Below are 26,524 nucleotides of genomic sequence, written 5' to 3' on the forward strand. Positions count from 1 at the left end.
TAGCATTGGCCGCCGCCAACGGCCTAGAAAGGAAAAGCGCGGCGCCTGACGGCGCCGCGTGTAGCTCAATCGGCGGAGGCGGTGACGTCGTAGGCTGCCAGCGAGCCATCATTGGCCAACGCGTACAGACGCTGACCGTCGCTGAGCAGCGTGACGCTGAAGCCGCTGCTGTCCAGGCGCGTGCGTCCCGTCAGCTCACCGCTGCGTGGGTCGAGCAGGTGGATGTAACCTGCGTAGTCGCCCAGTGCCAGTTGACCATCGACGAATGCCGGCGCGGTCAGCTTGCGGCCTTCCAGCGTATCGGCATCCCACAGTACGCGCCCCGAGTTGGCATCCAGCGCCAGCACGTGGCTGGCCTCGTTAACCGCGAACAGGTAGTCGCCGATGACCAGGGGCGTGAGATAGCTCGACTCCTGGCGTTCCCACTGGACTTCGCCGGAGGTGGCGTCGATGGCCAGCAGGCGCCCGTTATAGCTGGTGACGAACAGGCGGCCATCCTGGGCGAGTACCGGTTGGCCATCGAGGTCGACGAGCTGGTCGACTTCGGTACGGCCCTGCGGTACGGCTACGCGCATGTCCCAAAGCGCCTGGCCGCTGCGGTTGTCCAGCGTGACCAGGCGACCGTTGGCAAAGCCGGCGAATGTGACCTGTTCGATGACGCGCGGCGTTCCGGTGCCGCGTAGGGTCAGGGCGGGTTGGGTGCTGGTATAGGCCCAGCGCTCCTCGCCGGAAAGGCGGTCGAGTGCGGTTACCGTACCGTCGACGCTCTGCACCACGACCAGTTGGCTGTTAAGTTGGGGCGGTGCGAGGACTTCGCTGGAGACGCGCCGCCGCCAGGCGATGTCGCCGCTTTCGCGGTCGATGGCCAGCACTTCACCGTTGCGTGTGCCCACGTAGAGGTTGGCGATATCTCCGGCGATGCCGCTGGAGAAGGGGGTATCGAAGCGGGCCTCCCACTGGGTGTCGCCAGTGTCGGCATCGATGGCGCGCAGCAGGCCCTCGGCATCCACCGCATATAGCGTGTCGTCCGCCAGGTAGGGGGTCAGCGGATAGTGGGCGCGGCCCAGCCCGCTGCCAACGCCCTGTTCCCATTTCTCATCCAGGTGCACGCTGGCGGAAAAATCCTGGAGTTCCTTGGGCGGGTATTGGGGCTCGACCTGTCCGGCGCAGCCCGCCAGCAGGGTAGCGATGGCGAAGGCCGCCGGCATGAACAAGTGAGACATTTTCATCAGGTGGCGTCCTTTGTACCGAGATTGTCGAGCTTGAGCTGCACGCCGTAGATCGGCTGGCCCGTCGACTGGGACAGGCTCAGCGACTCCTGATAGGCCTGGCGCGCATCATCGGGGCGGTTCAGCGCCGTATAGGCATCGCCGCGCACATCGGCCCGCTGGGCGCCGAGAGCGTCGGGAATCGCGGTATCGAGCGTGGTCAGGGCGGTATCGGCATCGCCTTCAGCCACCTGCAGGCGAGCGAGACCTAGACGCGCAAGCCCCTGCACATAGGGACGCTCGCTGCGCTCGATCAAGACTTCGAGCGTACTGCGAGCGGCGCCGAGGTCGCCGCTGTCGACGGCGGCACGCGCTTCGATCAGCCCCGCCAGGTCGGCATACAGTGTCCCACCGTGCTCGTTGTTGAGAGTTTCGGCAAGACTGGCGGCCTGTTCCAGAACGTCGGCATCGTCGGTGCCTTGCCCGACCAGGGTCAACAACTGCTGATAGCGCTGCGAAGCCGCCTCGGCCTGGTTCTGCTGATAGTTCTGCCAGGCCTTCCAGGCGAATACGCCGATACAGGCGATGATCACGCCGGCGATCAGCGACTTGCCGTTGTCCTTCCACCATCGCTTGATCGCGTCAAGCTGTTCTTCTTCGCTTCTTAGTTCCGCCACGGGCGGTCTCCTTTGACTTCATGATCTCAGCGTCGATTTCCGCCGCAGCGGGGCGCAGTTACTGGCCGCTCAGGAGGCTCCCGAGCCGCGCGGCGAGTTCATCACGCATCAGCGTTTCCTGATCGCGTGCCTCGCGCAGGAATTTCATTCCCACTTGCCGCTGCGCCACTTCATCCTCGCCGAGAATCAGCGCCAAGCGGGCGCCGCTCTTGTCGGCCTTCTTGATCTGACTCTTGAAACCGCCGCCACCGCAATGCAACTGCAGGCGCAAGGTGGGCAGCGCGCCGCGCAGCTGCTCGGCGAGCAGCAGGGCTTCGCGTTCGGCCGCCTCGCCCAGCGCCAGCAGATAGACGTCAGGCCCCTGACGGGTGGACTCCGGCACCAGTTCCAGCGTCTCGAGCAGCAGGATCAGGCGCTCGATACCCATGGCGAAGCCGACGCCGGGCGTGGGCTTGCCGCCGAGCTGTTCGACCAGGCCGTCATAACGCCCGCCGGCACATACCGTTCCCTGACTGCCCAGCGTCTGGGTCGTCCACTCGAAGACGGTGCGGGAGTAGTAGTCCAGGCCACGTACCAGGCGCGGATTGATGACATAGTCGATTCCCGCGGCATCGAGAATCGCGCTCAGGCGTTCGAAATGCTCGCGCGACTCCGCATCGATGTGCTCCATCAGTTGTGGCGCATCATTGAGCATCGCGGCCATGACGGGATTCTTGGAGTCCAGGATGCGCAGCGGATTGCTGCTCAGCCGGCGCCGCGAATCCTCGTCGAGAACCTCGAGGTGCTGCTCGAAATAGGCCACCAGAGTATCGCGATAGGCGGCACGAGCGTCGCTGGAGCCCAACGAGTTGAGCTCCAGCGTGACATGTTCGTAGAGTCCGAGCTCCTTCCACAGGCGCGCCGTCAGCAGGATCAGCTCGGCATCGATATCCGGGCCTGGCATGCCATAGGCTTCGACGCCGACCTGATGAAACTGACGATAGCGGCCTTTCTGAGGACGTTCGTGGCGGAACATCGGGCCCTGATACCACAAGCGTTGGGTCTGGTTGTGCAGCAGGCCATTCTCGAGCGCGGCGCGCAGGCAACTGGCGGTGCCCTCCGGGCGCAGCGTGAGACTGTCACCATTGCGATCGGCGAAGGTGTACATCTCCTTTTCGACGATATCGGTCACCTCGCCGATGGAGCGGGCGAACAGCGCCGTCTGCTCGACGATCGGGGTGCGGATCTCGTTATAGCCGTAGCGCTGCATCAGCGCCTGAACCTGACGTTCGAAGTACTGCCAGACGGGAGACTGGTCCGGCAGCAGGTCGTTCATGCCACGAATGGCCTGGATCTTCTTGCTCAACTGTCACTCCTGGCAGCCGGACGCACGCGGCGCCCGGTGATGATAATGGAAGGTCAATTTGTACGGGCGATGACGTCGCGTTCCTGAGCCTGTTTCTCGCGAACCTTCTCGCGGATCAGCTTCTCGAGGTCGTCGACGAGGTTGTCGTTGCGCAGCTTTGAGGCCGGCTTGCCGTCCAGATAGACCAGATTGGCCGGGCTGCCACCGGTCAGGCCGACATCGGTCTCCTTGGCCTCGCCGGGGCCGTTGACCACACAGCCGATCACCGAGACGTTGAGTGGCGTCATGACATCCTCGAGGCGCTCCTCGAGGGCATTCATGGTGCTGATGACATCGAAGTTCTGGCGCGAGCAGCTGGGGCAGGCGATGAAGTTGATGCCCTTGGCGCGCAGCTTGAGACTCTTGAGCATGTCGAAGCCGACCTTGACCTCCTCGACCGGATCGGCGGCCAGCGAGACGCGGATGGTATCGCCGATGCCGTCCATCAACAGCATCCCCAGGCCGATAGAAGACTTGACGGTGCCCGAGCGCAGCCCCCCGGCCTCGGTAATCCCCAGGTGCAGCGGCTGTTCGATCTGTTGCGCCAGCTGGCGATAAGCGGCCACGGCCATGAACACGTCTGAGGCCTTGACGCTGACCTTGAAATCGTGGAAATCGAGGCGGTCGAGATAGTCGATATGGCGCATGGCAGACTCGACCAGCGCCTCCGGCGTAGGCTCGCCGTACTTCTTCTGCAGATCCTTCTCCAGCGAACCGGCATTGACGCCGATGCGGATCGGAATGCCATGTTCGCGGGCCGCGCCGACCACGGCACGCACACGATCTTCGCGTCCGATATTGCCGGGGTTGATACGCAGACAATCGACGCCAAGCTCGGCGACACGCAGGGCAATCTTGTAATCGAAGTGAATGTCGGCCACCAAGGGCACGTCGACTTCGCGCTTGATGCGCCCGAAGGCCTCGGCGGCCTCCATATCGGGCACCGAGACGCGCACGATGTCGGCGCCGGCGACTTCGAGCCGGCGGATCTGGGCGACGGTGGCGGCGACATCGGCCGTGTCGGTGTTGGTCATGCTCTGCACGGCAATCGGAGCATCACCGCCCACGGCGACCTTACCGACATGAATCTGGCGCGACTTGCGGCGGATAATCGGAGAGTGCATATGCATGGTGCGCGTCATTCTCCCAATGTGAAGCGGGCGACATTATTGTCGCCGGCGTAGGACGTAAGATCGATCCGCTGGCCCTGGTAGCGCAGCTCGACGCCGCTGGCGTTACCGATGGTCAGACGAAAAGGCGGCTCGCCTTCGGCGCTGGCCTGGGTGCCGGCACTTTGCAATCCGACGAAGACGCGTCGGTTATCGGCATCGTATATCTCGGTCCATGACTGTTCGTTGAATGTCAGCGACAGGGTCCGCGTATCGCTGGCGGCGGTATCCTGCGCAGCGTCGGTTTCAGATGCCACGTCCTGCGCGGTATCGCTCTCCGGCGGGGTGTCGGTGGCGAGGCTATCGGCAGCGCTCGCATCCGCTTCGGCATTCTCGCCAGCGTCACTCGAGGCCGGGGAACCCTCGCTACCGGGTGTGGCGAGGGGGGCTTCGGCGATGCCGGGAGCCGCCGGATTCTCGTCTCCGGCCCCGGAGGTATCCGTCGGATTCATTTCGGCCGCGGGGGGCGCCGTTTGAGCGGGCTCTTCCTGCGACGGAACGCCTGCGACTTCGCCGCCTTCGGTAACGGTCTCGCCATTGAGCTTTTCGACCGCGATCGGCTCGGAGTGACCCAGGCCGAACAGGTCGTTTCCTTCACGACTCTGCCACCATAGCAGGGTCAAGGCGATCAGACCGAGAATCACCAGCAGTGTGACCAGCTTGAATATCCAGGCCCCCAGGCGCGACGGTGGCCGGGCGGGCTGCACCGTGCTGGTCGCCCTGCGCTCCCCGTCGCCGCGCCCATGCAGCGTGTTATAAGCTTCGACCACGGGGCGCTCGTCGATTCCCAGCAGGCGCGCATAGGCGCGCAGATAACCGCGCCGGTAGGCCACCACGGGTACCTGGTCGTAACGATCCTGCTCAAGCCCGGCGACGACAGCCGGACGCAGGTTGAGCTGTTCGGAAACCGTATCCAGCGCCAGACCCTGACGTTCGCGCTCACGCTTGAGCATGGCACCCGGCGCTTCCTGGGCAGAGGAGACGGGATGATCGGTCTGTTCCAAGGATTCGTTGTTCTCGCTCATGAAGAGCATCCTTCTTTAATCGGTGGTCAGGGTCGCGCCTCAGGAGTCGCTTAGCTGCTTAAGGTAAAAGTGGGCCGTAACATCATCGCCACGCGCCTTAGCGACATCATGCGCCAGTTGTAGGCTATCAGGCGAGGTGCCAGCCAAGGTGAAATAGCGTTGTAGCTGTTCCCAGGCCTGAGAGTCGTTACCCTGCGCGTGCTCGAGCCGTGCCAGCGTCAGCAGGCTTTGCGCATCCCGCGGGTTGAGAGCCTGGGCGCGCTCGAGGCTCTCGCGGGCTGTCTCGAGGCGGCCCTGTTGATACTGACACTGGCCCAGGTTGGCAAACAGCTGGCCCCGGTTGGAATAGGTCACATCCTGGGCCGCGTACTCAAGCTCCTGGCAAGCGGCATCAAGGCGCCCCTGCGCGTAGAGGAACGCCGCATAATTGTTGCGCGCCCGGGTGTAGTCCGGCCTGGCATTCAGAGCACGCTGGAAAAACGTCTCGGCAAGTTCGTTCTCGCCCTGACGTTGATAGAGCAGAGCCATGCCCTCCAGGGCTTCAGCGTCCTGGGGGCCGAGCTTCAGCGCATGTTCCAGCGCATCCTGAGCCCGCGGCAGGTTGTTGCGCTTGAGGTATGCCAAGCCCAGCCGGGTGTAGGCGGCGATGGCGTCATCATTGCTGGCTGCGTTGTAGGGATTGCTGCTCGCGACCTGAGTGGCACATCCCGACAGTAGCAACGCACCGCACAAGACGGCGCTCAGCAAGCGTATCAACGGTAAACGACGACGGGACATGCGCTTCTCTCAACAATTCTGACCATCAGCAAGTCTGGCCGTAGAGCCGGACGCTACCTCGTAGGTATGCGGCGTAAAACGCGCGTACCATCAAAGCGCCGCGCCCGGTTGAAGTCAAGGCGTCGGCCTAGTCGGCGTCGAGCTGAATCGACTGGATATAGCGCTCATGGCGACGTGTACGATCCTTGACGCGCCCCACCAACTGACCGCAGGCGGCATCGATATCATCACCACGGGTGGTACGCACCGGGGCGGTATAGCCGAGATCATAGAGCCACTGCTGAAAACGCATGACCTGATTGCGCGACGGTTTCTCGTATCCCGAATGCGGAAAAGGATTGAAGGGAATCAGGTTGATCTTGCATGGCAGCTCGCGCAACAGCTCGGCGAGCTGTTCGGCATGCTGCTGCTGGTCATTGACATCCTTGATCAGCGTATATTCGATGGTCACCATGCGTGTGTCGTCGCACTTGGCCAGGTAGCGCTGGCAGGCGTCGAGCAAGGTGCGAATGTTGTACTTGCGGTTGAGCGGGACCAGTTCGTTGCGTAACTCGTCATTGGCGGCATGCAACGAAATCGCCAGACTTACGTCGAGTTCGTCGCCGAGCTTGTCGATCATCGGCACGACGCCGGAGGTCGACAGCGTTACCCGCCGCTTGGACAGGCCGTAGCCGTTGTCATCGAGCATCAGCTTCATGGCCGGCACGACATTGGGATAGTTGAGCAGTGGCTCGCCCATGCCCATCATCACGACATTGGTCACGGGGCGGTTGGCGGTATCGCGCCGCGGCCCGACACTGCGTTGCGCCACCCACACCTGACCGATGATCTCGGCGGCCGTCAGGTTGCGCTGAAACCCCTGCTTGCCGGTGGAGCAGAAGCTGCAGTCCAGCGAGCAGCCGACTTGTGACGAGACGCACAAGGTGCGGCGATTACCGCTTTCCGACGGGATCAGCACCGTCTCCACGTAGCTGCCATCCTCGACTTCCAACACCCATTTACGGGTGCCATCGCTCGAAGTGCCCTCGTAGACCACGCCGGGGCCGCGAATCTCGGCGACATCGGACAGCCGGGTGCGCAGAGCCTTGGAGAGGTTGGTCATGGCGTCGAAATCATCACAACCCTCATGATGAATCCACTTCATTACCTGGGTGGCGCGAAACTTCTTTTCGCCGATGGAGGTAAAGAAGGCTTCCATCTGCTCGCGCGACATGCCGAGAAGATTGGTGCGGGGAGTGTCGTTGGTGGCGGTCATGGTGGTCAGCTTCGGTAGGGCGGTGAAGGATGAGCCCGAGCGGGAAGCGCTGCAGTAGCGCTTCCCTTGGAACCTGTTCACGGGCGTGAACAGAGATACTTAGCGCGGGCAGATCTCGTCACTGCTGAAGAAATAGGCGACTTCACGCTCGGCGGAAGCCGGGGAGTCGGAGCCGTGTACGGCATTGGCATCGATGGATTCGGCGAAATCGGCGCGGATGGTGCCCGGCGCGGCGTCCTTGGGATTGGTGGCTCCCATCAGGTCGCGGTTCTTGGCGATGGCGTTGTCACCTTCCAGCACCTGAACCATCACCGGGCCGGAAGTCATGAACCCTACCAGCTCACCGAAGAAGCCGCGCTCCTTGTGCTCGGCATAGAAGCCTTCGGCCTGCTCCTGAGAGAGATGCAGCATCTTGGCGGCAACGATCGAGAGACCCGCCTTCTCGAAGCGGGTATAGATTTCGCCGATGACGTTCTTGGCGACTGCGTCGGGCTTGATGATGGATAGGGTGCGCTCGTTAGCCATGATGAATCTCTCCGTGGCGATGAATCTGGATTGAGTGAGACAGCAACGCGCCGCACAGGGCGACGCGTTGGGAGACGTATTTGGCGAGAGCCGAAGCCGACGCCGAAAAATCGCCGTATTATAGCGTGTCAGTGCGCGCTACGCACCCGCTGCACGCGCCCTTTGCGCCATGTCGCGGCATCAGACGCTGAAGCTCTCTCCGCAACCGCACTCATCCTTGACGTTAGGGTTGTTGAAACGGAAGAAGCGGTTGAGTCCTTCGCTGACATAGTCGACTTCGGAGCCATCGAGAATGGCCAGCGCCTCGGGATCGACGAAGACTCTGACACCGTGATCCTCGAAAGTTGCTTCGTGATCCTTGATTTCGTCAGCGACATCCAGCACGTAGCTGTAGCCGGAGCATCCGCTGGGCTTGACTGCCACGCGTAGGCCCAAGCCGTGCCCCCGTTCGTCGAGAACATGGCGAATCTGCTGGGCAGCGGCGCGAGTAATGGAAATATGGGCCATAGGACCTCTCCTTTCCTGGGTCAGGAGGCGCGAGGCGCCTCCTGAGGTGATGATGACTGGCGCAAAGCGCCCAGAGCGTGGCTCAACTCACCGACAGCGGTATCGATCTCGGCTTCGGTAGTGAAACGGCCGAAGCTGAAGCGGATCGAGGCCAGGGCCCGGGGGCGTGTGACGCCAAGCGCCTGTAATACATAGGATGGTTCGACGCTTGCCGAATTGCACGCCGAGCCGGTGGATACCGCCAGACCCCGCAGGGCCATCAGCAGCGACTCACCGTCGACGCCGTCGAAGGCCAGGTTGAGAATGTTGGGCACCGAGACGGCGATATCTGTGTTGCGACGAATGCCTCCAATCCCGGCGAGCCCTGCCAAAAAACGTTCACGCAACCGGGTGACGTGGACGTTGTCGGCATCGCGCTCGGCGTCGGCCAAGGCGAACGCCTCGCCCATGCCGACGATCTGATGGGTCGGCAGCGTCCCGGAGCGCATGCCGCGCTCATGACCGCCACCATGAATCAAGGCTTCAACACGAATATCGGGGCTGCGTTTCACATACAGCGCCCCGACGCCTTTGGGGCCATAGGTTTTGTGAGCCGACATCGACAACAGATCGATACCCATGCGCGCCACATCCAGCGCCATCTTGCCGCTGGCTTGGGCGGCGTCGACGTGAAAATACGCCCCGTGCGCATGCACGACTTCAGCCAGCCCGGCGAGATCATGGATCGTGCCAAGCTCATTGTTGACCGCCATCAGTGACACCAGCACGGTATCGTTGCGCATGGCGTCGCGCAGTTGTTCCGGTGTCACGCGGCCATCGGGGCCGGGCGTCAGCCAAGTGACCTCGAAGCCTTCGGCCTCCAATGCCGTAGCGGTGTCGATGACCGCCTTGTGCTCGATGCGCGAGGTCACCAGATGGCGACCCCGGGCGCGGTTGGCGCGCATGAACCCGGTGAGGGCCAGGTTGTCGGCCTCGGTGGCGCCCGAAGTCCAGACGATCTCGCGCGGGTCGGCGCCGATCAGATCGGCGACCTGGCGACGCGCGCTCTCCACGGCTTGCTCGGCCAACCATCCCGGCATATGGCTGCGCGAGGCCGGATTGGCAAACACACCGTCGGGGGTCAAATGGCGCATCATGCGCTCGGCGACACGCGGGTCGACGGGAGTGGTGGCGGCGTAGTCGAGATAGACAGGTGCAGTCATGAGCGTGGCATCGTCGTGTTGAGGACAGTCATTTAAAGGCAGTCGCGCCCGACAACAGCATAATTCCGCTAGTGGGGCACGATGGCGATCGTGTCGCTGGTGGTCCGTTGACGCTGACGTTCGGCCACGGCGCAGACTTCATGCCGGGCGACCAGATCCTTCAGCGTGATGCCGTCGAGAAAGCCATGAATCTCGTCGGACAGCTCACACCATAGATGATGGGTCAGGCAGGTGTCGCCCTGCTGGCAATCGGACAATCCCTGGCAGCGTGTCGCATCCACCGATTCATCGACGGCATCGATGACTCCGGCGACTGAGATACGTTCTGCAGGGAGGCCGAGCAGATAGCCGCCGCCCGGGCCGCGCACGCTCGTGACCAGATGCGCACGCCGTAACCGGGCGAACAGCTGTTCAAGATACGACAACGAAATCGCCTGGCGTTTGGAAATGTCGGCCAAACTGATCGGGCCCTGCTCGGTATGCAGCGCCAAATCCAGCATGGCGGTGACGGCGTAGCGTCCCTTGGTGGTCAAGCGCATAAGAATATCGGTCAGGCAGTCGAATGGGTCAGGTAAGGCGCTGCGAACCGCCGGTCAGATATATCGGCAATTGGCACATATTGTCACCATTATGGGAAAACCCAGTAATTCGGTCAACCATTCGTCATGCGCGTGTCGTCCAGAATCACTCGGCGCGGCGTAGCGAGGCCTGTTCAGGGTTCGATGACGGATTTGCATCGGTCGCGGACGGGGTATCATCCGCCGCCTTTTCGCCGACAGGCGGGCAGGGATTTTCGAGAATGCCAGCGAAATCCTCGTCGCGCAGTTCGGGGAGCTGGCCGGAGCGATAACCGGCATCGAGCTTGCGCAGCGTCATGCACATCTGCTCGATGCGCTGATCCACCGCATGCATGTGGTCGAGCATGGCTTGCAACGAGCGCGCCATGGGATCGGGCATATCCTGGCTGACGCCATAGGCGTCGAAGCCGAATTTCTGGCAGATGGCCTCGCGACGTGCAGGATCGATATCCAGTGCCTCTTCGCTGTCCGGCTCGGCACGTTTGACGATCTTGCCGGGAATGCCCACTACCGTCGCTCCGTCGGGGACGGCCTTGGTGACCACGGCGTTGGAGCCGATCTTGGCCCCGCGGCCCACGCTGAAGGGGCCGAGTATCTTGGCGCCCGCACCGACGATCACCCCATCCTCAAGCGTGGGGTGGCGCTTGCCCTTATGCCAGCTGGTACCGCCCAGGGTCACGCCGTGATAGAGCGTCACGTCATCGCCGATCTCGGCGGTTTCGCCGATCACCACGCCCATGCCGTGGTCGATGAAAAAGCGCCGACCGATAGTGGCGCCGGGGTGGATCTCGATGCCAGTGAACCAGCGCGCCAGCGTCGACAGGGTGCGCGCCAGCCACTTGGCGTTGTGACGCCACAGCCAGTGACTGACATGATGCATCAATAGCGCATGCAGGCCGGGATAGTTGGTCAGGACCTCGAAGAAGTTGCGCGCCGCCGGGTCGCGGGCAAACACGCTGTCGATGTCTTCGCGCAGTCGATCAAACATGAGGGTGTCCTTGTCTTGCGCCAGTCGTTGCTGGCGTCTCGCGGTCGGCGGCGGGGCGGTGCAAATGGCCGGACTGGCTGCTCATTATTGGGGCGCGAACAGCGCCCTGCAAGCGCCGGCGACCGACGTCCGGCAAGGCAAGGAGGTTACTCATCGCCTGACGGGCGGGTCCGCTTGTCCACCGCGGTGAGAATGCCGCGCAGAATGTTCATTTCCATGCGATCGAGACGGCTGCGCAGGAACAGGCGCCGCAGGCGAGACATCAGCTGGCGGGGGTTGTCAGGATCGTGAAAATCGATGGTGGTCAGGGTGCGCTCGAGGTGCGCAAAGAAGCGCTCGAGATCCTCATGGCTGGCCGGCGGGTTGTCCCACTCCACGCCGAAGGGCATCGGCGCCAGCGTGTCTTCCTGCTGCGCCAGCCACGCCTGACGACATTCGTAGGCGAGTACCTGTACGGCCGCGGCAAGGTTGAGCGAGCTGAAATCAGGGTTGGTGGGAATGTGCACGTGTTGATGACAGCGCTGCAACTCGGCGTTACTCAAGCCGGTGTCCTCACGGCCGAAAACCAGGGCGACCCGAGCATTGTCCGGGGCGAGTTCGGCGGGCAGGCGCTCGCCGAGCTGGCGCGGAGTCAGCATCGGCCAGGGCAGATGGCGCGAACGGGCGCTGGCGCCGACCACCAGGGTACAGTCGGCGACGGCCTCCTCGAGGCGGGCATGTTCCACGGCCTGGGTAACGAGTGCATTGGCACCCGATGCGCGTGAATAGGCTTCGAGGCTCTGCGCAACGCAACGCGGCGCCACCAGAGCGAGATCCGTCAGGCCCATGTTCTGCATGGCGCGGGCTGCGCCGCCGATATTGCCGGGGTGGCTGGTGCCGATAAGCACGATGCGGATGCGGTCGAGCATAACAATTGCCGATTGGATAGGGAGCGCGAAGTTTACCATGATGCTACGGTCGAGCTGAAAAGTGCCTGCGCTGACGCATGTGGCGTTAAAAGCCGGTTCGTGCGCGAGCGCCCCCTGGCTTTTTGTTGGCTTTCCAGGCCACAGCCGGTGCGCTTTGCGCGCAGGCGATGGCGGCGCTGCCCGGTATCTGCTAGTATGCGCGCCGTTCTTTAACAGTTCCTGACTTCCAAGGCCCGATCATGCATCCGATGGTCCAATTCGCGTTGCGCGCCGCGCGCAGCGCCGCCGAACAGTTCATTCGCGTCCGCGATCGTATCGAGGTTGCCCACGAAGAGCGTAACCTCGATGGCTTGCTCGAGGACACGGCCCGCAATGCCGAAACGTTAATCGTACACCAACTCAGCCGCGGTTATCCGCAGCATGGCGTGTCCGGTCGCTATACTCCGCACCGTGATGGCGAAGGGGAGGGCCGTGATACCCACTGGCGAATCGAACCCTTCCACGGCTATTCCAACCTGTCGGTGGCCGCGCCCGGCTTCGCGCTGTCGGTGGTCTGCCTGGTCAAGGGCCGCCCCGAGCACGCGGTGATCATCTGTCCGTTTACCGATGACGAATATCTCATCAGTCGGGGGCGTGGCGCCCAGCTCAACGGCAAGCGTATCCGCGTGACCAAGACTACCGCCATCGGCGGCTCGCGCGTCGCACTGGGGTTGCCGGAAAGCTGGCTGCGCCACCGTCATCTGCCCGCTTACCTGACCCTGGTTCAGCAACTCGGCCCGCAAGTCGAAGTGCTGCGCACCAGCGGTTGTCCGCTGCTCGACATTGCCGAGATGGCGGCCGGACGTGTCGATGCCGCTTTCGTGCTGGGACTCGAAGAACAGGATCAGTTGGTGGGCTCGTTGTTACTCAAGGAATCAGGAGCGCTGACAGGCGGCCCCGACGGCAGCCCGAGCGTTGCGATCGAAGGTCAACTGATGGCCGCCGGCCCGCGCCTGTACAAGGCGCTGGTGCAGCAGCTCAAGCCGCACTTCTAGTACGGCACGAACCTAGCCGCAATATTGCGTAGATAAAAGCCCGCTCGTTTTGAACTGCACCCCGGAAGTTGGACAGCCAAGCCAACCTTCGGGGTGTTTTTATGAAGATGGATAGAAGGTTCCACGGATAAAGCGATCCATGCCGTTGAGAACGCTATCTATGAGGAGGTAGTCTGTTGAGCGAGAAAGCGCCGCATCGCCGTGACGGTGGCTTCGCTGCAGTGATGCTCGATTCCTTCGGAATCAGCGCGGGCGATCTCCTCCGGCACGCCCAGCTTGCGGAGCGTATCCAGCACGATGGTATGGCGAATCGCGACTTGCTCGGCCAGCGCTTTGCCCGATTCGGTCAGGAAAATGCCGCGGTAGGGACGGGCGAGTGCCAGGCCCTCGCGCTTTAGACGTCCAATGACCTTCGAGACGGCGGCCGTACTGACGCCGAAGCGCTCAGCGAGATCGCTGGCGCGCGCTTCCCCCATGCTGGCGTGAAGATGGGCGATTTCCTCCACGTAATCTTCAACCAGCTCGGTTTGGTGATCCTGTCGAACGCGTTTGAAGTGCTCGTGTTTTGGCATCGGAATCATAATCAAGCCCACCTAGTCGCCAAAAAAAGTGAAGAATAATACGTAAACATTGAGTGCAATGATCACGCTACAGATCAGCCCGCCGATCCAGGTCACTGCGCGCGTATTGACCAGGTTGCCCATGAGCTTGCGATCGGCGGTGAAAAACAGCAGCGGAAGCAGTGCGAACGGAATGCCGAAGCTGAGTACGACCTGGCTGGCCACCAATGCCTTCTGTTCGGAGACGCCGAGGATGATGATAGCCAGGGCCGGTGCCATGGTGATCAGCCGTCGAAGCCAGATCGGGATGGTGAAATTGACGAAGCCCTGCATGATGACCTGACCCGAGAGTGTCCCCACGACCGAGGATGACAGGCCCGCCAGCAACAATGCCATGCCGAAGATGTGGCTGGCCATCTGCTCCCCGAGCATCGGTGCCAGGAGCTTATAGCTGTCGCTGATCGTGGCGACATCAGTGCGGCCCTGTTCGTGAAATACCGCTGCGGCCATCGCCAGCATGCTCAGATTGACCAACCCGGCGATCGCCATACCGATGATGACATCCCAGCGGTAGAACTTCATCAAGCGTAGCCGTTGGGCGTCATCGGTCGCCTGGATGCGACGCTGCGACAGTGCCGAATGCAGATAGATGACATGAGGCATGACCGTGGCCCCAAGAATGCCGGCGGCCAGGTACAGCGCGTAGCTGTCGGGAAAACCGGGGATCAGCAGGCCTTTCAACAGCGGTACGGGTTCCGGGCGGCCGAGCAGCATTTCCAGCACGAAACCTGCCGCTACTGCCAGAATCATGGAACCGATGACGATTTCCATGAGCCGAAAGCCGAAGCGCTGCATCAACAGTGCCAGATAGGTAATCGCCCCGGTGAGCAGGGCGCCTTCCATCAGGCTCAGGCCGAACAGCAAGTTGAAGGCCAGTGCGGCACCCAGGAATTCGGCGAGATCGGTTGCGATGGCTACGATTTCCGCCTGAACCCAATACCCCCACACCACGGGGCGAGGGAAGCGCTCGCGGATGACTTCGGGAAGATTCTTCCCGGTGGCGAGGCCCAGGCGAGCGGAGAGACTCTGGATCAGCATGGCCATGAGGTTGGCGGTCAGCACGACCCACAGCAGAGCGTAACCGTAGCGAGAGCCGGCTTCGATATTGGTGGCGAAGTTACCGGGATCGATATAAGCGACGGCCGCAATCAGCGCGGGGCCAAAGAACGATATCCATCCCCAGCGGCTCCGCTGACCGCTAAGCGCGGAAGCGGCTGTACTCCGGATCGACTGGTCAGAAATCGACTTAAACATGCAAGGGCTCTTTTAACCATGGTTAACATCTTGAGTGAAGGTTAACTTGGGGTCTGGAGGTTGCCCAATAGTTTTTCGTCAAGCCGTGTAAAGTCTCGGCCTATCGAGTCGATTTTTCCGGTCAGCCGCCTGGAACGGCGGCACTGTAACGGTGTACCCGTCACCAGGGCTAACGTGCGTCAGTACTATCGTAGATCCGGCGGGCAATAAGTCAGTGTCATCATTGAGTCGGCATTTTTGATGATCGAGTAGAAGTGGCAATCCCGACGGGGCTCGTGCTGCATGGCTCGCAGCGACATCACTGGCTCCATCCGTAGCGGTCGCAGTGGTACGAGGGACCTCTCATCGGTCAACTCAATAGAAAGTGGGCAGCCCGAGCTGTAAAATAAGACGCTGCGAGGCAGGATGATGGTGTGCCGGAAGTGGGGCAGATCCTTGGCTGATAGTGGTGTGTCAAAGTTAAAGGGCTAAACTGATATGCTGGACGTTTTGATATTCATAACGATTTACATTGGCGTCACCATCTCTATCTATCAAATATATGATATTTATTACAAGCTGGACTCTCGGGACGACGAAGAAATGTCGTCCGCCGAGAATGGAAGTTTTCAAAGCTTATCGCTAAAGGCGAACGAGTATGCAAGGACAGGCGCCTCACCGGGTTTCATGCAAGCGGTAAAAAATGTCTTTGGATGTGATCTCGATCATCGAATCGTACTTGCGGCCTTTGCCGGAGAAAAACCACAAATCAACGCAGCGCCACTACTACGCCGAAAAAACAATATAGTTTGCAATGGTAAGATAAGGATTCTTCATCTTCCTTTCTGGAAAACGAACCCTCCCACGAAAGACATCAGGGGCGTGCTGCTTCCTGTCGTTATCATCAATAGCCTTTTGGTCCTTTTTCTGGCGGGCTTGAGTGTTTACACCCAAAGTTATGAAGTTACAGTAGATTACCTCTGGTGGTTTAATAGCGAATTTACTTTAATGGTGCTGATTTATACGCTGATATTGATTACGCACTTTTTGTCCAAGTTTGGCTTGTACATGCACGACATCTATCAGATCGGCAAGCTGAACGGTAGTTTTTGCGCAGACCATGGCGGCAGGTAAATGGAACGCTTAAATGTGTGTTCGGGCCGATTGCATTGTTGGGAAATGAACTGACCAATAGCTGAGAGTTCATTCAGCCGGCGCTCAAGGCCTGAGTCATGTACTGCACGGAGCTCAGGCCTTTTAGTTTCACCTTGATGCGCTCACGTCAGCGGGCCGGCACATCGCCGGCCCGAAATTCACAAAGGCTGCATCCGACGGGTTCAGGGTGTCTGGCGCATCGCCCGCCCGGCCTGCAGAGTGCGGGTCAGCAAGGCACGCAGCGCTGCTGGGCGAACCGGCTTGAGCAGTAGTTGATAACCGCCCCGACGGACCTCCTCGGCGACTTCATCGGTGCGGTCGGCGGTAATCACGATGCCGGGTACCGGCCCTTGGCACAGCTCTTCAAGCGCTTCGAGTGCCATCAGACCGGTAATCTCATTATCGAGGTGATAATCGGCAAGAATGGCTTCGGGGTCGCCGTCAAGATGGCGCAGCACCGACTTGGCGCCGCCGATCGTGGTGGCAGTAAACACCTCGCAGCCCCAGCCGCTGAGCATGGCCTTCATGCCCTCGAGGATCAGCGTTTCGTTGTCGATACACAGGATGCGTGCTCCCTTGAGCTTGTTACCGATCCGCCTTGCTGGCGTCTCCTCGGGGCTCTGCTCGGCAAGCTGGCCATGCACGATAGGCACCGAGACCGAGAATACCGTGCCGATGCCCTCCCATGAGCGGACCTTGATCGGATGGTCCAGCACACGGCTCATCCGCTCGGCGATGGACAGCCCCAGTCCCAACCCTTTTTCACTCTCCTTGTGTCGCGAGGCCTGATCGAGGCGCCGAAACTCCTGAAATATTTCGCTGAGCTTGGACTGGGGAATGCCGGGCCCGGTGTCCCATACCTCGATAAAGAGCCGCTCCCCATGGCGGCGACAGCCAAGCAGCACCCGGCCCTGCTGGGTATAACGGATGGCGTTGGAGAGAAAGTTCTGCACGATACGCCGTAACATCTGGGCATCGCTATCCACCCAGGCTCGGGTCGTCACCACATCCATGTCGAGGCCCCGGTCTTCGGCCATGACTTCAAACTCGGCACGCAGCGGCCGCAGGATATCGGCCAGGGCGAAGTGTGCGCGGCGCGGTGTCAGGGCGCCGGCATCCAGTTTGGAAATGTCCAGCAGCGTGCTGAGGAGCTCTTCGGCGGCCTGCAGAGAGTTGTCGATATGGCCGATGGTGCGTTTCAGGTCGACGGCATCGACCTGCTGACCCAGAGCCGAGGTAAACAGACGCGCGGCGTTCAAGGGTTGCAGCAGGTCATGGCTGGCCGCCGCCAGGAAACGGGTCTTGGAGGTGTTGGCATCTTCGGCGAGCTGCTTGGCCTGGCGTAGCGCCTGCTCGGCCTCGGCACGTACGCGGTTCTCCTGGCGCAGGGCGGCGTTGGCCTCGGACAATGCCTGGGTACGCTCGCGGACGCGCTCTTCGAGGTTCTCGTTGGTTTCGCGCAGGGCGATTTCCGCCAGGCGGCGCTCGGTGATGTCCTGATAGAGGGCGAAGAAACCCAGGATGCCGCCGGTATCGCTGAAGTGGGGGGTATAAGTCACTAGCATGTAGCGGTTGCCGCCATCGCCGTCGTCCAGCGAAATTTCGAAACTCACCCGCTCGCCGGCAAGTGCCCGGTGCATCCAGGGGGCACGCTGCTTGGCCACTTGGCGGGGCATGACGGTTTCCGCCCGTTCACCGATCACCGCGTTGCGGTCGATGCGCATGGCGGCCTCGTAGGCGCGGTTGGTGAAGAGGTAACGGCACTCCTTGTCGAAGTAGGCGATGAGCGCGGGCACGTTGTCGGTATAGATGCGGATGTTGTTTTCGGAGCGGATCAGCGCCTCTTCGGTGCGTTTCTGCTGGGTAATGTCCTGATAGGAGTAGACGAACCCGCCGCCGGGAATCGGATTGCCTTGCACGTCGAGCACACTGTCATCCTGGCGATAGCGCACATAGCGGTGCGGCTGCCCCTGGCGGATGTTCTCGAGCAGCAGATCGACGTGCTCCTCGGGATCGCCGGGGCCGTATTCGCCGTTATGGGCGTTATAACGAAATATCTTGTCGATTGGCGCCCCGACGCGAATGAGGTTGTCGGGAAAGCGGAACAGCTCCAGATAGCGCTGGTTCCACACCACCAGCCGCATGTTCTGGTCAACCACGCTGATGCCCTGATTGATGTTTTCGATGGTGGCCTGGAGCAGGGCACGGTTGAATTCCAATACCTGCGAGGCTTCGTCGACGATGGAAATAACGTCGGAAATGCCGATGCCGCGCCCCTGCAAGGCGGAATTGACCACGATGCGTGCCGAGGAGGCGCCGAGTACCGAGGCCAGGAAGCGTTCGGTGAACTGGATCACGTCGATGGAGGCACGGCTGTTGTCTTCCAGCATCGTGCCGCTGCGCTTGGCATAGTCTTCGAAGGCCCGCGACACCTGCTCCGCACCGAGAAAGCGCTGACACAGCACCTTGAGATCGCCCACCGTGGTAGCGCCGGTCCAGGGTCGGTTGACCGAGGTCTGGCGGGTTTCGATGCTGTCGACGAACAGCGAAGCCTGGATGCGTTCGACCACGCGCTGCGAGGTGACCTGCGAGACGAAGATATAGCAGAACAGATTGAGCCCCAGCGACAGCATGACGCCATGCGTGAAAGGGTCGCCGACGCTGAGGCCGAACAGCTGCGAGGGTGAGAGCCAGGTGATGCCCCACGGGCCGCTGTGCAGCCAGACCGACGATAGTAACCCCGCCTTGACCAAGGTCGGTAACAGCAGGGTGTAGGCCCATACCGCAAAGCCGGCATTCATGCCGACGATGACTCCCAAGCGGTTGCCGCGCTTCCAGTACAGCCCGCCGAGCAATGCCGGTGCGAACTGGGCCGCCGCGGCAAACGAGAGCATGCCGGTCGAGGCCAGGGAGCTGTACTCCGCGATCAGTCGGTAGAAACCATAGGCCAGGGTGAGGATGACGATGATGGTCAAGCGCCGGGCACGCAGCACCAGTCGTCCGTAGTCGCGTGGCTGGGTGTCGAACCAGCGCAGGCGAAAGAGCAGCGGGATGACGATTTCGTTGGAGATCATGATCGAGACCGCGACCGCCGCCAGGATGACCATACCGGTGGCGGCCGAAAAGCCACCGATGAAGGTCAGCAAGGTCAGCCATTCGTGGCCGCTGGCCATGGGCAGTGCCAACACGAAAGTGTCGGGTTCCACCGAGCCGTCGGGAAACAGCGTCAGACCGGCGGCGGCGATCGGCAGCACGAAGAAGCCGATCGCCAGCAGATACAGCGGAAACAGCCAACGTGCCCGGGCGGCATCGTCGGGATGGGTATTCTCCACCACGGCGACATGAAACTGACGAGGTAGGCAGAAGATCGCCAGCATGGCGAGCAGGGTCTGGGCCCAGAATCCCTGGCCGAAGTCCTGCTCGGCCAACTGGCGTTGCAACTGCAGGAAGGTATCGGCGCGACCGAACAGATCGCCGATGCCGTCGAACAGGCCCCAGGTGACGAAGATGCCCAGCACCAGAAAAGCGAACAGCTTGACCAGCGATTCGAAGGCAATGGCGTGGATCAGTCCCTCATGATGCTCCGTGGCATCGGTATGCCGGGTGCCGAAGAGAATCGCGAACAGCGCCATGACCACCGCCACGTAAAAAGCGGTATCCCCGAACAGCGGGGTGCGCGTCATGTCTGAGGTAACGGTCAGCACCTGAAAGGCCGCGGAAACGGCCTTCAACTGCAATGCGATGTAGGGCAGGGTGCCGATCAGTGCCACCAGGCTGGCGAACACGGCCAATGACTGGGTCTTGCCATAGCGCGAGGCGATGAAATCGGCGATAGAGGTGACGTTCTGGCGCTTGGCGACCCGGATCATCTTGGCCAGTACAGGCCAAAACAGCAGGAAGGTCAGCAGTGGACCGACGAAGATGCTGGCAAACGACCAGCCCGAGGCGGCCGCCTGTCCCACGGCGCCGTAGAATGTCCATGATGTGCAATAGACGGCCAGGGCAAGGCTGTAGACGATGGGGCGACGGCGGACCATGCCGTGCGTTTGTGCACGGCGATCGCCACGCCAGGCTATGGCGAACAGCACGGCGATGTAAAACAGCGAGACGGCGATCAACAGCCAGCCAGGAAACATGCGCTACCCCCTTTCGTTTGCGGCCATTCTAGGGCAATACGCAGGGCAACGGCAGTAGATGGCAGAGTGGGCGTATGAATAATCGGTGTGTCAGGGGGGGCCGTCAGGTGGCGGAGCAAACCGCCTGGAACAGCGGGGCTGATGCCTCGATGCGGTGCAGTTGCGTGTAACGCGGCTGATGGCTCTCGCCGGCCAGCGGGACCATTTCCTGCATCGTGCAGTTCAACAGGTAGGCCTGATGGGATACCTGATCGGTGTGCTGGCGCTCGAAGCGGTAAAGGATGAACTCGGCGAGGCGATCCCCGCCGGCGTCCTGCGTAACGAGGTGGCTATGGTCGATGACACTGAAGGCGGTGGTCAGGGGGAAGACGTAAGTCCAGGGGCGCCAGAACATCTGATGGGCTTCCGTGGACACGACCTGTGCCGATTCCGGCAGTTGAGCCTGCTTGTACTCGAACCAGGTATATTCGTAATGGATCTGGTAGCCGAGAACACCCAGACCGCCCAGCGCTGGAATGATCCAGCGGGGCAGGCGCTTGCCGCTGAGCTGTCGCAGAATCAGCCCGATCCCCGCAGCTCCGAGGCCAGCGAACACGGCCGCTATCAATTGCCAAATCATATGTGCGTCTTCCTGATGGAAACGGGCTTCCCGCTGGGAAGCCCGATATGGTGTGGTTCCACGACCCGGCTTGGCCGGGACTATTATGGCTTAGTGGTCGATGGCGCCACCAGCCCCTTTGGGGTAGCGCACGCTTTCCACCAGATCCTGGATCTCCTGCGGTGGTGCCTCGGTGGCGTTGGAAACGAGGTAGGCCACGGCGAAGTTGATGATGGCCCCCACGGCACCGATGGACAGCGGTGAGATGCCCAGTACCCAGTTTTCCGGGGTATCCGGCAGATTGTTGGTGCCCGGAATGAAGAACCAGCCCTTGTAGATGAAGATGTACACCAGGGTGAAGATCAGGCCGGTGAGCATACCGGCGATGGCGCCCTTGTTGTTCACCCGCTTGGAGAAGATCCCCATCATCAGTACCGGGAACAGCGAGGCGGCAGCGATACCGAAGGCCAGGGCCACGACCTGGGCCGCAAACCCTGGCGGATTGGCGCCGAGGTAGGTGGCCACGACAATGGCGACGGACATCGAGATGCGCGCCGTCAGCAGCTCGCCCTTCTCCGAGATGCCGGGATTGATCGCCCCCTTGACCAGGTCATGACTGATGGCCGAGGAGATCGCCAGCAGCAGGCCGGCAGCGGTGGACAGTGCCGCGGCCAGGCCGCCGGCAGCGATCAGGCCGATCACCCAGCCGGGCAGGTTGGCGATCTCGGGGTTGGCCAAGACCATGATGTCGTTGCTGACCACCAGTTCGTTGCCCGCCCAGCCGCGCTCCGAGAAGTCGGCGGCGTCGTTGTAGAGCTGGATGTTGCCATCGTTGTTCTTGTCCTCGAAGGTGATCAGACCGGTCTCTTCCCAGGTCCGGATCCAGTCGGGGCGGTTCTCGTAGGCGATGGGGTTGGCGGCGGCGTCTTCATAGTTCTCGACCTGGCCCGCCATGTCCGGATAGATGGTAGCCATCAGGTTCAGGCGTGCCATGGAAGCCACGGCCGGTGCAGTCAGATAGAGCAGGCCGATGAACACCAGCGCCCAGCCCGCGGACCAGCGTGCGTCGGCCACCTTGGGGACGGTGAAGAAGCGCATGATGACGTGCGGCAGGCCAGCGGTACCGATCATCAACGACAGGGTGAACAGCACCATGTTCAGCTTGTTGTCGACCATCGCCGTGTAGGCGTCGAAGCCCAGGGCAGTGACCACCTCGTTGAGCTTGGCCAGCAACGGTTCGCCGGACGCGTTGTGCTCGGAGAACAGACCGAGCGGCGGGATGGGGTTGCCGGTCAGCTCGAGAGAAATGAAAATCGCCGGAATGGTGTAGGCGATGATCAGCACGATGTACTGGGCCACCTGGGTATAGGTGATGCCCTTCATGCCCCCCAGTACCGAATAGAAGAACACCACCACGGCGGCGATGATCAGGCCGGTGGTCGCATCCACTTCCAGAAAGCGCGAGAAAGCCACGCCGGCACCGGCCATCTGGCCGATGACGTAGGTGACCGAGGCCACGATCAGGCAGATGACGGCTACCATACGCGCCGGCTTGCTGTAAAAGCGGTCGCCAATGAATTCGGGAACCGTGAACTTGCCGAACTTGCGCAGGTAGGGAGCCAGCAGCAAGGCCAGCAGGACATAGCCGCCGGTCCAGCCCATCAGAAAGGTGGAGGCGCCATAGCCTGCCGAGGCGATGATGCCTGCCATGGAAATGAACGAGGCGGCGGACATCCAGTCGGCCCCGATCGCCATGCCGTTGGTGATGGGGTGGACCCCGCCGCCGGCGACGTAGAAATCCTTGGTCGAGCCGGCCTTGGCCCATATCGCGATACCGATGTACAGGGCAAAGGAGGCGCCCACGAATAACAGGTTGATTACGAATTGACTCATGCCGGTTACTCCTCGAGCCCGAATTTCTTGTCCAGCCGATTCATCTTCCAGGCGTAGAAGAAGATCAGGACGATGAAGACCAGAATGGAGCCCTGTTGTGCGAACCAGAAGCCCAGGTCGGTCCCCCCGACGGGAATGCCTGACAGCAAAGGCCGCAGCAGAATGGCACAGCCATAAGACACCAGCGCCCAAACGATCAGACAGCCGGTGATCAGACGGACATTCGCCTTCCAGTACGCATCAGCATTGCTTTTATTTTCTGCCATGATGTTGCTCTCCGCGTTGTAACGAAAAATGTATCGAAAATGGTTCCGGTACGGCAGACATCCCCTATCTGCGATAACCTGCCGCCATGACTCCCAGCGACAAGCCTGTCGTTATGCGATGCTGTGATGATGAACAGCAGGCTTTCTCGTATAAGGCAACCGCTAAGTCTGATTTCTCGCAGTGAATCCGCATCCCGTAACGTCAGATGTTGTTGTCGCCGGGGCGTATTATCAGCATGCGGATGCCCTGCGTGGTTCGTCACCAATAGTGGGCAATAAATGGAAAAAATGAAATCCAATTCTTTAGTATTATGCATCCGCATTCTAGATAACGTTTTTTAAATATGCTGTATAAACAATAAGTTAAATAAGTTTAGCTGCCTATTAATTCTGCTTTGGGGAAATTAATGAGACGATGGTATAAAAAACAATACATAGCCCAATAGTCCAAATCTCTCCGGTGTAGAACCATAGTCTATCTAGTCAAAAGACATGATGTTTATATTCTATATTGGACGTTGTCAGCATAATGTTCATGGTGGTTCGCTGAAACTTCGGGGCGGTTTTGAAAATGCCCGGGCCGTTCGCTGCGAGGTGGAATGAACGGTACGGATTCGACATCACGAGGGCAGCTCGATGGTCCATGTTGATCTGTCACAACCGCCTTTTACGCTGCTCGACGAAAAGGCGCGATCGCGGGTCAGCCGCGGGCTCGACCTGGCTTATTACGATGCGGGCGACACCATCCTCGATAGCGGGCAGCCCGGCGAGTTCGTCTTTATCATTCATAAGGGCGAAGTTGCGGAGCTGGACATGACGGCACCCGAATCCCATCGACGTATCGGACACTACACGAACGGCGATATCTTCGGGGCGATCAGTATTCTAAACGGCAAGAGCCGCTATCGCTTCCAGGCCGAGCAGGAGAGCCTTTGCTACCTGTTGCCTAAAGCGCTGTTCACGGCGTTGTGTGAAGACACGCCCTCGTTCGGTGCGTTCTTTCAGCAGCGGCTGGCGGAAAAGACCCGGCGACTGCTCGAGCGGCGTGCCGACGGCGGCGTGACCATGGCCGGTTTCATGCTCGCGCGGGTTTCCGAGTGCATGCGTGAGCCATTGATCGTCTCCCCCGAGACGACGCTGGCCGAAGCCGCCACGCGGCTCAATACGCGTCATGCCGACAGCCTGCTGGTGAGCGATGGGCTGCGCTGCGGGATGGTCACCAAAACCGACCTGCTCAACGCCGCCATCATCGAGGGCATGCCGAGTGCGTCGCCGGTTCTGGGCATTGCCCATTTTGCCCTGGTCAGCATCCGTCCAGAGGCCTATCTGTTCGAGGCGCTGATCCGCATGACCCGCCACGAGGTGGCGCGGGTAGTCGTCATGGTAGGCGAAAAGGCGACGGGCGTGGTCGAGCTCACCGATGTGCTGAGTTTCTTCTCGAGCCGCTCTTATATGGTCGGCTTACAGATCGAGCAGGCTGGCAGTCTCGACGAGCTCGCCCTGGCCAGCGCCAAACTGCCGGATCTGATTCGCAGTCTCATGGCGCAGGGAATCAAGCTGCGCTTTGCCATGGAATTGATGGCCGCGCTCAATGGCCGCATCGTGTCCAAGGCGTTCGAGTTTGTCGTGCCCGAGCATTACCAGGCTCAGAGCTGTCTGCTGGTGATGGGCAGCGAAGGGCGCGGTGAACAGATTCTCAAGACCGATCAGGACAACGCCCTGATCCTCGCCGATGGCAGTGACTGGGCGACGGTCGCCGAGAGCATGCAACGTCTGAACGAGGCGCTGCTGTCACTGGGATACCCGCCCTGTCCCGGTAACGTGATGGTGTCCAATTCCGAGTGGGTCGCCACGGAATCGGCGTGGCGCGGCAAGATCACCCGCTGGGCCACGAGCCGTGACGGCGCCTCGCTGATGAACCTGGCCATCATGCTCGATGCGCATGGCATGGCGGGCAATGTCGCCCTGCTCGACAAGCTGCGCGAGCATATCTTCGAGCGCTGTTCCGGAGATGAGCTGCTGCTGTCGCAGTTCGCGCGCGCTGCACTGCGCTTTTCCACCCCGCTGACCATGTTCGGCTCGGTGAAGCGTCCGGAGCACGGAATCGATATCAAGAAGGGTGGCATCTTTCCCATCGTGCATGGCGTTCGGACTCTGGTGCTGGAGCGGCGCATCGCGACTACCTCGACGTTTGCCCGGCTGGATGCGCTGGTGACGGATGGACGCCTCGATGCCGAGTTTGCCGAAGACCTGGGCGCCGCGCTGTCGCTATTCGCCGAGTTACGCTTGAAACAACAACTCGAGCAACGGGACGGTGCTGCACAAACGGGCGATGCCAACCGTATCGTGGTACAGCGCTTGTCTTCGCTGGAGCGTGATTTGCTGCGTGAAGCGCTGCACACGGTCAAGGAGTTCAAACAGCGCCTGTCGCACCGCTATCACCTGGAATACTAGAAAGCATCTGTCATTGCGAGGAAATGCGTCATGCTGAGGACCCTGCGTCGTGCCAGCGATCGTCGCCGCCATGGCGATGGCGATTATGGCTGGTTGTTCGTGCCCTATGTGGGTGAGGAAATGGTCGCGCTGGATTGCGAGACCACGGGGCTCGACCCGAAGACCGCCGAGTTGGTATCGATTGCCGCCGTCAGGTTGCGAGGCGACAGGGTGTTGACCAGCGACTCGCTGGATATTCGTCTGCAACGTCCGGAGGGCCTATCCGGCGAGTCGATCAAGATTCACGGCCTGCGAGGTGTCGATCTATACGGAGGCGAGGCGCTAGGGGATGCGTTGGCGCAATTGCTGGACTTCGTCGGCAATCGTCCGCTGCTGGGTTGGTGCATCGATTACGACATGGCGGTGATCAATCGTCACCTGCGGCCGCGTTTCGGATTCGACCTACCCAATGAATGCATCGATGTCGCCCAGGCCTATGCGCGGGAAATACGCCGCACGCATCCCGAACTGGAACCGCATCTGGGTTTCGAGGCGATCGCCGACGCGCTGGGGGTGCCCATCATCGGGCGTCACACTGCACTGGGCGACGCCGTTACCACTGCCCTGATGTATTTACGCTTGAAAAAGCCTGCGCCCGCTCAGGCATGAACGCTCCTCGGCATCGGTCTGCACTGAAGAGTCATTGAATAAAGGAGGCGCCACCATGGCCGTATTCGAAAATCTGTCGTTGCTGACAGGGTTGGCCGTGGTACTGCTGGCCTACACGCTGTACCTGCGCCGCACCCAGGATATTCGCGGTATCCTGATGTTCTGGACACGGCGTCTGGTCATGACGCCGCTGGAATTCCGGTTGCAGCGTGGCGGTGTCGTGCTGATGTTTCTGGGCGTGCTGCTGCGTTATCTCTCCATACTGCAGCTGTTTTGATACCCAG

The 26,524-nt window shown here is 61.1% G+C and carries 24 protein-coding genes and 1 pseudogene; 5 read left to right on the top strand and 20 right to left on the bottom strand.

From position 1 onward, the window contains the following. Positions 1–65 precede the first annotated feature (65 nt). The 13 genes from bamB to ACW4DH_RS11540 all read right to left on the bottom strand — a co-directional run bounded on the left by bamB (position 66) and on the right by ACW4DH_RS11540 (position 12,203). Positions 66–1,229, bottom strand: a complete 1,164-nt coding sequence (gene bamB / locus ACW4DH_RS11480) for an outer membrane protein assembly factor BamB (RefSeq protein ID WP_459636534.1) — start codon at positions 1,227–1,229, stop codon at positions 66–68. Then, entirely contained in the window at positions 1,229–1,885 is a 657-nt protein-coding gene (locus ACW4DH_RS11485; protein WP_459636535.1) for a YfgM family protein, read from the bottom strand. Before ACW4DH_RS11485 ends, bamB begins: the two co-directional genes overlap by 1 nt. A gap of 58 nt (positions 1,886–1,943) precedes the next feature. Further along, positions 1,944–3,230, bottom strand: a complete 1,287-nt coding sequence (hisS, locus tag ACW4DH_RS11490) for a histidine--tRNA ligase (protein WP_459636536.1) — start codon at positions 3,228–3,230, stop codon at positions 1,944–1,946. Positions 3,231–3,283: 53 nt separating this feature from the next. Then, complete coding sequence (gene ispG / locus ACW4DH_RS11495) at positions 3,284–4,399, bottom strand: flavodoxin-dependent (E)-4-hydroxy-3-methylbut-2-enyl-diphosphate synthase (RefSeq protein ID WP_459636537.1); 1,116 nt, start codon at positions 4,397–4,399, stop codon at positions 3,284–3,286. A gap of 8 nt (positions 4,400–4,407) precedes the next feature. Further along, complete coding sequence (locus tag ACW4DH_RS11500; RefSeq protein WP_459636538.1) at positions 4,408–5,463, bottom strand: RodZ domain-containing protein; 1,056 nt, start codon at positions 5,461–5,463, stop codon at positions 4,408–4,410. Positions 5,464–5,502: 39 nt separating this feature from the next. Continuing rightward, positions 5,503–6,240: a type IV pilus biogenesis/stability protein PilW gene (gene pilW, locus ACW4DH_RS11505; RefSeq protein WP_459636539.1), complete on the bottom strand. Its 738-nt coding sequence runs from the start codon at positions 6,238–6,240 to the stop codon at positions 5,503–5,505. 127 nt (positions 6,241–6,367) lie between these two features. Next, positions 6,368–7,495, bottom strand: coding sequence for a dual-specificity RNA methyltransferase RlmN (gene rlmN, locus ACW4DH_RS11510; protein WP_459636540.1), 1,128 nt, complete (start codon positions 7,493–7,495; stop codon positions 6,368–6,370). 99 nt (positions 7,496–7,594) lie between these two features. Continuing rightward, on the bottom strand, positions 7,595–8,020 hold the full coding sequence (ndk, locus tag ACW4DH_RS11515; protein ID WP_459636541.1) for a nucleoside-diphosphate kinase: 426 nt from the start codon (positions 8,018–8,020) through the stop codon (positions 7,595–7,597). Between the two features lie 180 nt (positions 8,021–8,200). Continuing rightward, positions 8,201–8,527: a HesB/IscA family protein gene (locus tag ACW4DH_RS11520; protein WP_459636542.1), complete on the bottom strand. Its 327-nt coding sequence runs from the start codon at positions 8,525–8,527 to the stop codon at positions 8,201–8,203. Between the two features lie 20 nt (positions 8,528–8,547). Then, entirely contained in the window at positions 8,548–9,729 is a 1,182-nt protein-coding gene (locus tag ACW4DH_RS11525) for an aminotransferase class V-fold PLP-dependent enzyme (RefSeq protein ID WP_459636543.1), read from the bottom strand. A gap of 68 nt (positions 9,730–9,797) precedes the next feature. After that, positions 9,798–10,268, bottom strand: coding sequence for a Fe-S cluster assembly transcriptional regulator IscR (gene iscR / locus ACW4DH_RS11530; protein ID WP_459636544.1), 471 nt, complete (start codon positions 10,266–10,268; stop codon positions 9,798–9,800). Positions 10,269–10,413: 145 nt separating this feature from the next. After that, a complete protein-coding gene (gene cysE / locus ACW4DH_RS11535) occupies positions 10,414–11,295 on the bottom strand; it encodes a serine O-acetyltransferase (RefSeq protein WP_459636545.1) in 882 nt (293 codons plus the stop codon). 146 nt (positions 11,296–11,441) lie between these two features. Continuing rightward, on the bottom strand, positions 11,442–12,203 hold the full coding sequence (locus tag ACW4DH_RS11540) for an RNA methyltransferase (RefSeq protein ID WP_459636546.1): 762 nt from the start codon (positions 12,201–12,203) through the stop codon (positions 11,442–11,444). Positions 12,204–12,442: 239 nt separating this feature from the next. Between ACW4DH_RS11540 and ACW4DH_RS11545 the strand changes: the two genes are divergently transcribed. Next, positions 12,443–13,237: an inositol monophosphatase family protein gene (locus tag ACW4DH_RS11545; protein ID WP_459636547.1), complete on the top strand. Its 795-nt coding sequence runs from the start codon at positions 12,443–12,445 to the stop codon at positions 13,235–13,237. A gap of 158 nt (positions 13,238–13,395) precedes the next feature. Here ACW4DH_RS11545 and mntR read toward each other — a convergent pair whose 3' ends face one another. Both mntR and ACW4DH_RS11555 read right to left on the bottom strand, forming a co-directional pair. Continuing rightward, positions 13,396–13,818, bottom strand: coding sequence for a manganese-binding transcriptional regulator MntR (gene mntR, locus ACW4DH_RS11550; RefSeq protein ID WP_459636548.1), 423 nt, complete (start codon positions 13,816–13,818; stop codon positions 13,396–13,398). A 12-nt stretch (positions 13,819–13,830) separates the two neighbouring features. Then, positions 13,831–15,111 (bottom strand): Nramp family divalent metal transporter, encoded by a 1,281-nt coding sequence (locus ACW4DH_RS11555; RefSeq protein ID WP_459636549.1) that lies wholly within the window; start codon positions 15,109–15,111, stop codon positions 13,831–13,833. A gap of 477 nt (positions 15,112–15,588) precedes the next feature. On the opposite strand from ACW4DH_RS11555, the gene ACW4DH_RS11560 reads away from it, so the two are divergent. Further along, a complete protein-coding gene (locus ACW4DH_RS11560; protein ID WP_459636550.1) occupies positions 15,589–16,224 on the top strand; it encodes a hypothetical protein in 636 nt (211 codons plus the stop codon). 73 nt (positions 16,225–16,297) lie between these two features. Here the strand turns inward: ACW4DH_RS11560 and ACW4DH_RS11565 are convergent. The 5 genes and pseudogenes from ACW4DH_RS11565 to ACW4DH_RS11585 form a co-directional block, all read right to left on the bottom strand. Further along, positions 16,298–16,366 (bottom strand): annotated as a pseudogene (locus ACW4DH_RS11565) (hypothetical protein); the annotation flags it as partial. A gap of 61 nt (positions 16,367–16,427) precedes the next feature. After that, positions 16,428–20,381 (bottom strand): hybrid sensor histidine kinase/response regulator, encoded by a 3,954-nt coding sequence (locus ACW4DH_RS11570; RefSeq protein ID WP_459636551.1) that lies wholly within the window; start codon positions 20,379–20,381, stop codon positions 16,428–16,430. A gap of 103 nt (positions 20,382–20,484) precedes the next feature. After that, a complete protein-coding gene (locus ACW4DH_RS11575; RefSeq protein WP_459636552.1) occupies positions 20,485–21,000 on the bottom strand; it encodes a hypothetical protein in 516 nt (171 codons plus the stop codon). Positions 21,001–21,090: 90 nt separating this feature from the next. Beyond that, positions 21,091–22,872 carry a sodium:solute symporter family protein gene (locus ACW4DH_RS11580; RefSeq protein ID WP_459636553.1) on the bottom strand — a complete coding sequence of 594 codons (1,782 nt, stop codon included), beginning with the start codon at positions 22,870–22,872 and terminating at the stop codon, positions 21,091–21,093. 5 nt (positions 22,873–22,877) lie between these two features. Continuing rightward, positions 22,878–23,138 (bottom strand): DUF4212 domain-containing protein, encoded by a 261-nt coding sequence (locus tag ACW4DH_RS11585; RefSeq protein WP_459636554.1) that lies wholly within the window; start codon positions 23,136–23,138, stop codon positions 22,878–22,880. A 636-nt stretch (positions 23,139–23,774) separates the two neighbouring features. On the opposite strand from ACW4DH_RS11585, the gene ACW4DH_RS11590 reads away from it, so the two are divergent. The 3 genes from ACW4DH_RS11590 to ACW4DH_RS11600 are packed head-to-tail and all read left to right on the top strand — an operon-like array spanning position 23,775 to position 26,517. After that, positions 23,775–25,592: a DUF294 nucleotidyltransferase-like domain-containing protein gene (locus tag ACW4DH_RS11590; RefSeq protein ID WP_459636555.1), complete on the top strand. Its 1,818-nt coding sequence runs from the start codon at positions 23,775–23,777 to the stop codon at positions 25,590–25,592. Between the two features lie 30 nt (positions 25,593–25,622). Further along, positions 25,623–26,240, top strand: coding sequence for a 3'-5' exonuclease (locus ACW4DH_RS11595; protein ID WP_459636556.1), 618 nt, complete (start codon positions 25,623–25,625; stop codon positions 26,238–26,240). A gap of 55 nt (positions 26,241–26,295) precedes the next feature. Continuing rightward, the gene (locus ACW4DH_RS11600) at positions 26,296–26,517 is read left to right on the top strand and encodes a hypothetical protein (protein ID WP_459636557.1); all 222 of its coding nucleotides are present in this window, start codon (positions 26,296–26,298) and stop codon (positions 26,515–26,517) included. Positions 26,518–26,524 lie beyond the last annotated feature (7 nt).

The organism is Halomonas sp. WWR20 (assembly GCF_054602495.1).

What these genes read in the sequence shown, in the direction of transcription:
- ACW4DH_RS11585 (WP_459636554.1), bottom strand. Translation starts at nt 23,138, where the DNA reads ATGGCAGAAAATAAAAGCAATGCTGATGCGTACTGGAAGGCGAATGTC.
- ACW4DH_RS11600 (WP_459636557.1), top strand. Translation starts at nt 26,296, where the DNA reads ATGGCCGTATTCGAAAATCTGTCGTTGCTGACAGGGTTGGCCGTGGTA.
- bamB (WP_459636534.1), bottom strand. Translation starts at nt 1,229, where the DNA reads ATGAAAATGTCTCACTTGTTCATGCCGGCGGCCTTCGCCATCGCTACC.
- ACW4DH_RS11540 (WP_459636546.1), bottom strand. Translation starts at nt 12,203, where the DNA reads ATGCTCGACCGCATCCGCATCGTGCTTATCGGCACCAGCCACCCCGGC.
- rlmN (WP_459636540.1), bottom strand. Translation starts at nt 7,495, where the DNA reads ATGACCGCCACCAACGACACTCCCCGCACCAATCTTCTCGGCATGTCG.
- cysE (WP_459636545.1), bottom strand. Translation starts at nt 11,295, where the DNA reads ATGTTTGATCGACTGCGCGAAGACATCGACAGCGTGTTTGCCCGCGAC.
- ACW4DH_RS11580 (WP_459636553.1), bottom strand. Translation starts at nt 22,872, where the DNA reads ATGAGTCAATTCGTAATCAACCTGTTATTCGTGGGCGCCTCCTTTGCC.
- ACW4DH_RS11545 (WP_459636547.1), top strand. Translation starts at nt 12,443, where the DNA reads ATGCATCCGATGGTCCAATTCGCGTTGCGCGCCGCGCGCAGCGCCGCC.
- ndk (WP_459636541.1), bottom strand. Translation starts at nt 8,020, where the DNA reads ATGGCTAACGAGCGCACCCTATCCATCATCAAGCCCGACGCAGTCGCC.
- ACW4DH_RS11500 (WP_459636538.1), bottom strand. Translation starts at nt 5,463, where the DNA reads ATGAGCGAGAACAACGAATCCTTGGAACAGACCGATCATCCCGTCTCC.
- ACW4DH_RS11560 (WP_459636550.1), top strand. Translation starts at nt 15,589, where the DNA reads ATGCTGGACGTTTTGATATTCATAACGATTTACATTGGCGTCACCATC.
- mntR (WP_459636548.1), bottom strand. Translation starts at nt 13,818, where the DNA reads ATGATTCCGATGCCAAAACACGAGCACTTCAAACGCGTTCGACAGGAT.
- pilW (WP_459636539.1), bottom strand. Translation starts at nt 6,240, where the DNA reads ATGTCCCGTCGTCGTTTACCGTTGATACGCTTGCTGAGCGCCGTCTTG.
- ispG (WP_459636537.1), bottom strand. Translation starts at nt 4,399, where the DNA reads ATGCATATGCACTCTCCGATTATCCGCCGCAAGTCGCGCCAGATTCAT.
- ACW4DH_RS11570 (WP_459636551.1), bottom strand. Translation starts at nt 20,381, where the DNA reads ATGTTTCCTGGCTGGCTGTTGATCGCCGTCTCGCTGTTTTACATCGCC.
- ACW4DH_RS11575 (WP_459636552.1), bottom strand. Translation starts at nt 21,000, where the DNA reads ATGATTTGGCAATTGATAGCGGCCGTGTTCGCTGGCCTCGGAGCTGCG.
- ACW4DH_RS11590 (WP_459636555.1), top strand. Translation starts at nt 23,775, where the DNA reads ATGGTCCATGTTGATCTGTCACAACCGCCTTTTACGCTGCTCGACGAA.
- iscR (WP_459636544.1), bottom strand. Translation starts at nt 10,268, where the DNA reads ATGCGCTTGACCACCAAGGGACGCTACGCCGTCACCGCCATGCTGGAT.
- ACW4DH_RS11525 (WP_459636543.1), bottom strand. Translation starts at nt 9,729, where the DNA reads ATGACTGCACCTGTCTATCTCGACTACGCCGCCACCACTCCCGTCGAC.
- ACW4DH_RS11520 (WP_459636542.1), bottom strand. Translation starts at nt 8,527, where the DNA reads ATGGCCCATATTTCCATTACTCGCGCCGCTGCCCAGCAGATTCGCCAT.
- ACW4DH_RS11555 (WP_459636549.1), bottom strand. Translation starts at nt 15,111, where the DNA reads ATGTTTAAGTCGATTTCTGACCAGTCGATCCGGAGTACAGCCGCTTCC.
- ACW4DH_RS11595 (WP_459636556.1), top strand. Translation starts at nt 25,623, where the DNA reads ATGCTGAGGACCCTGCGTCGTGCCAGCGATCGTCGCCGCCATGGCGAT.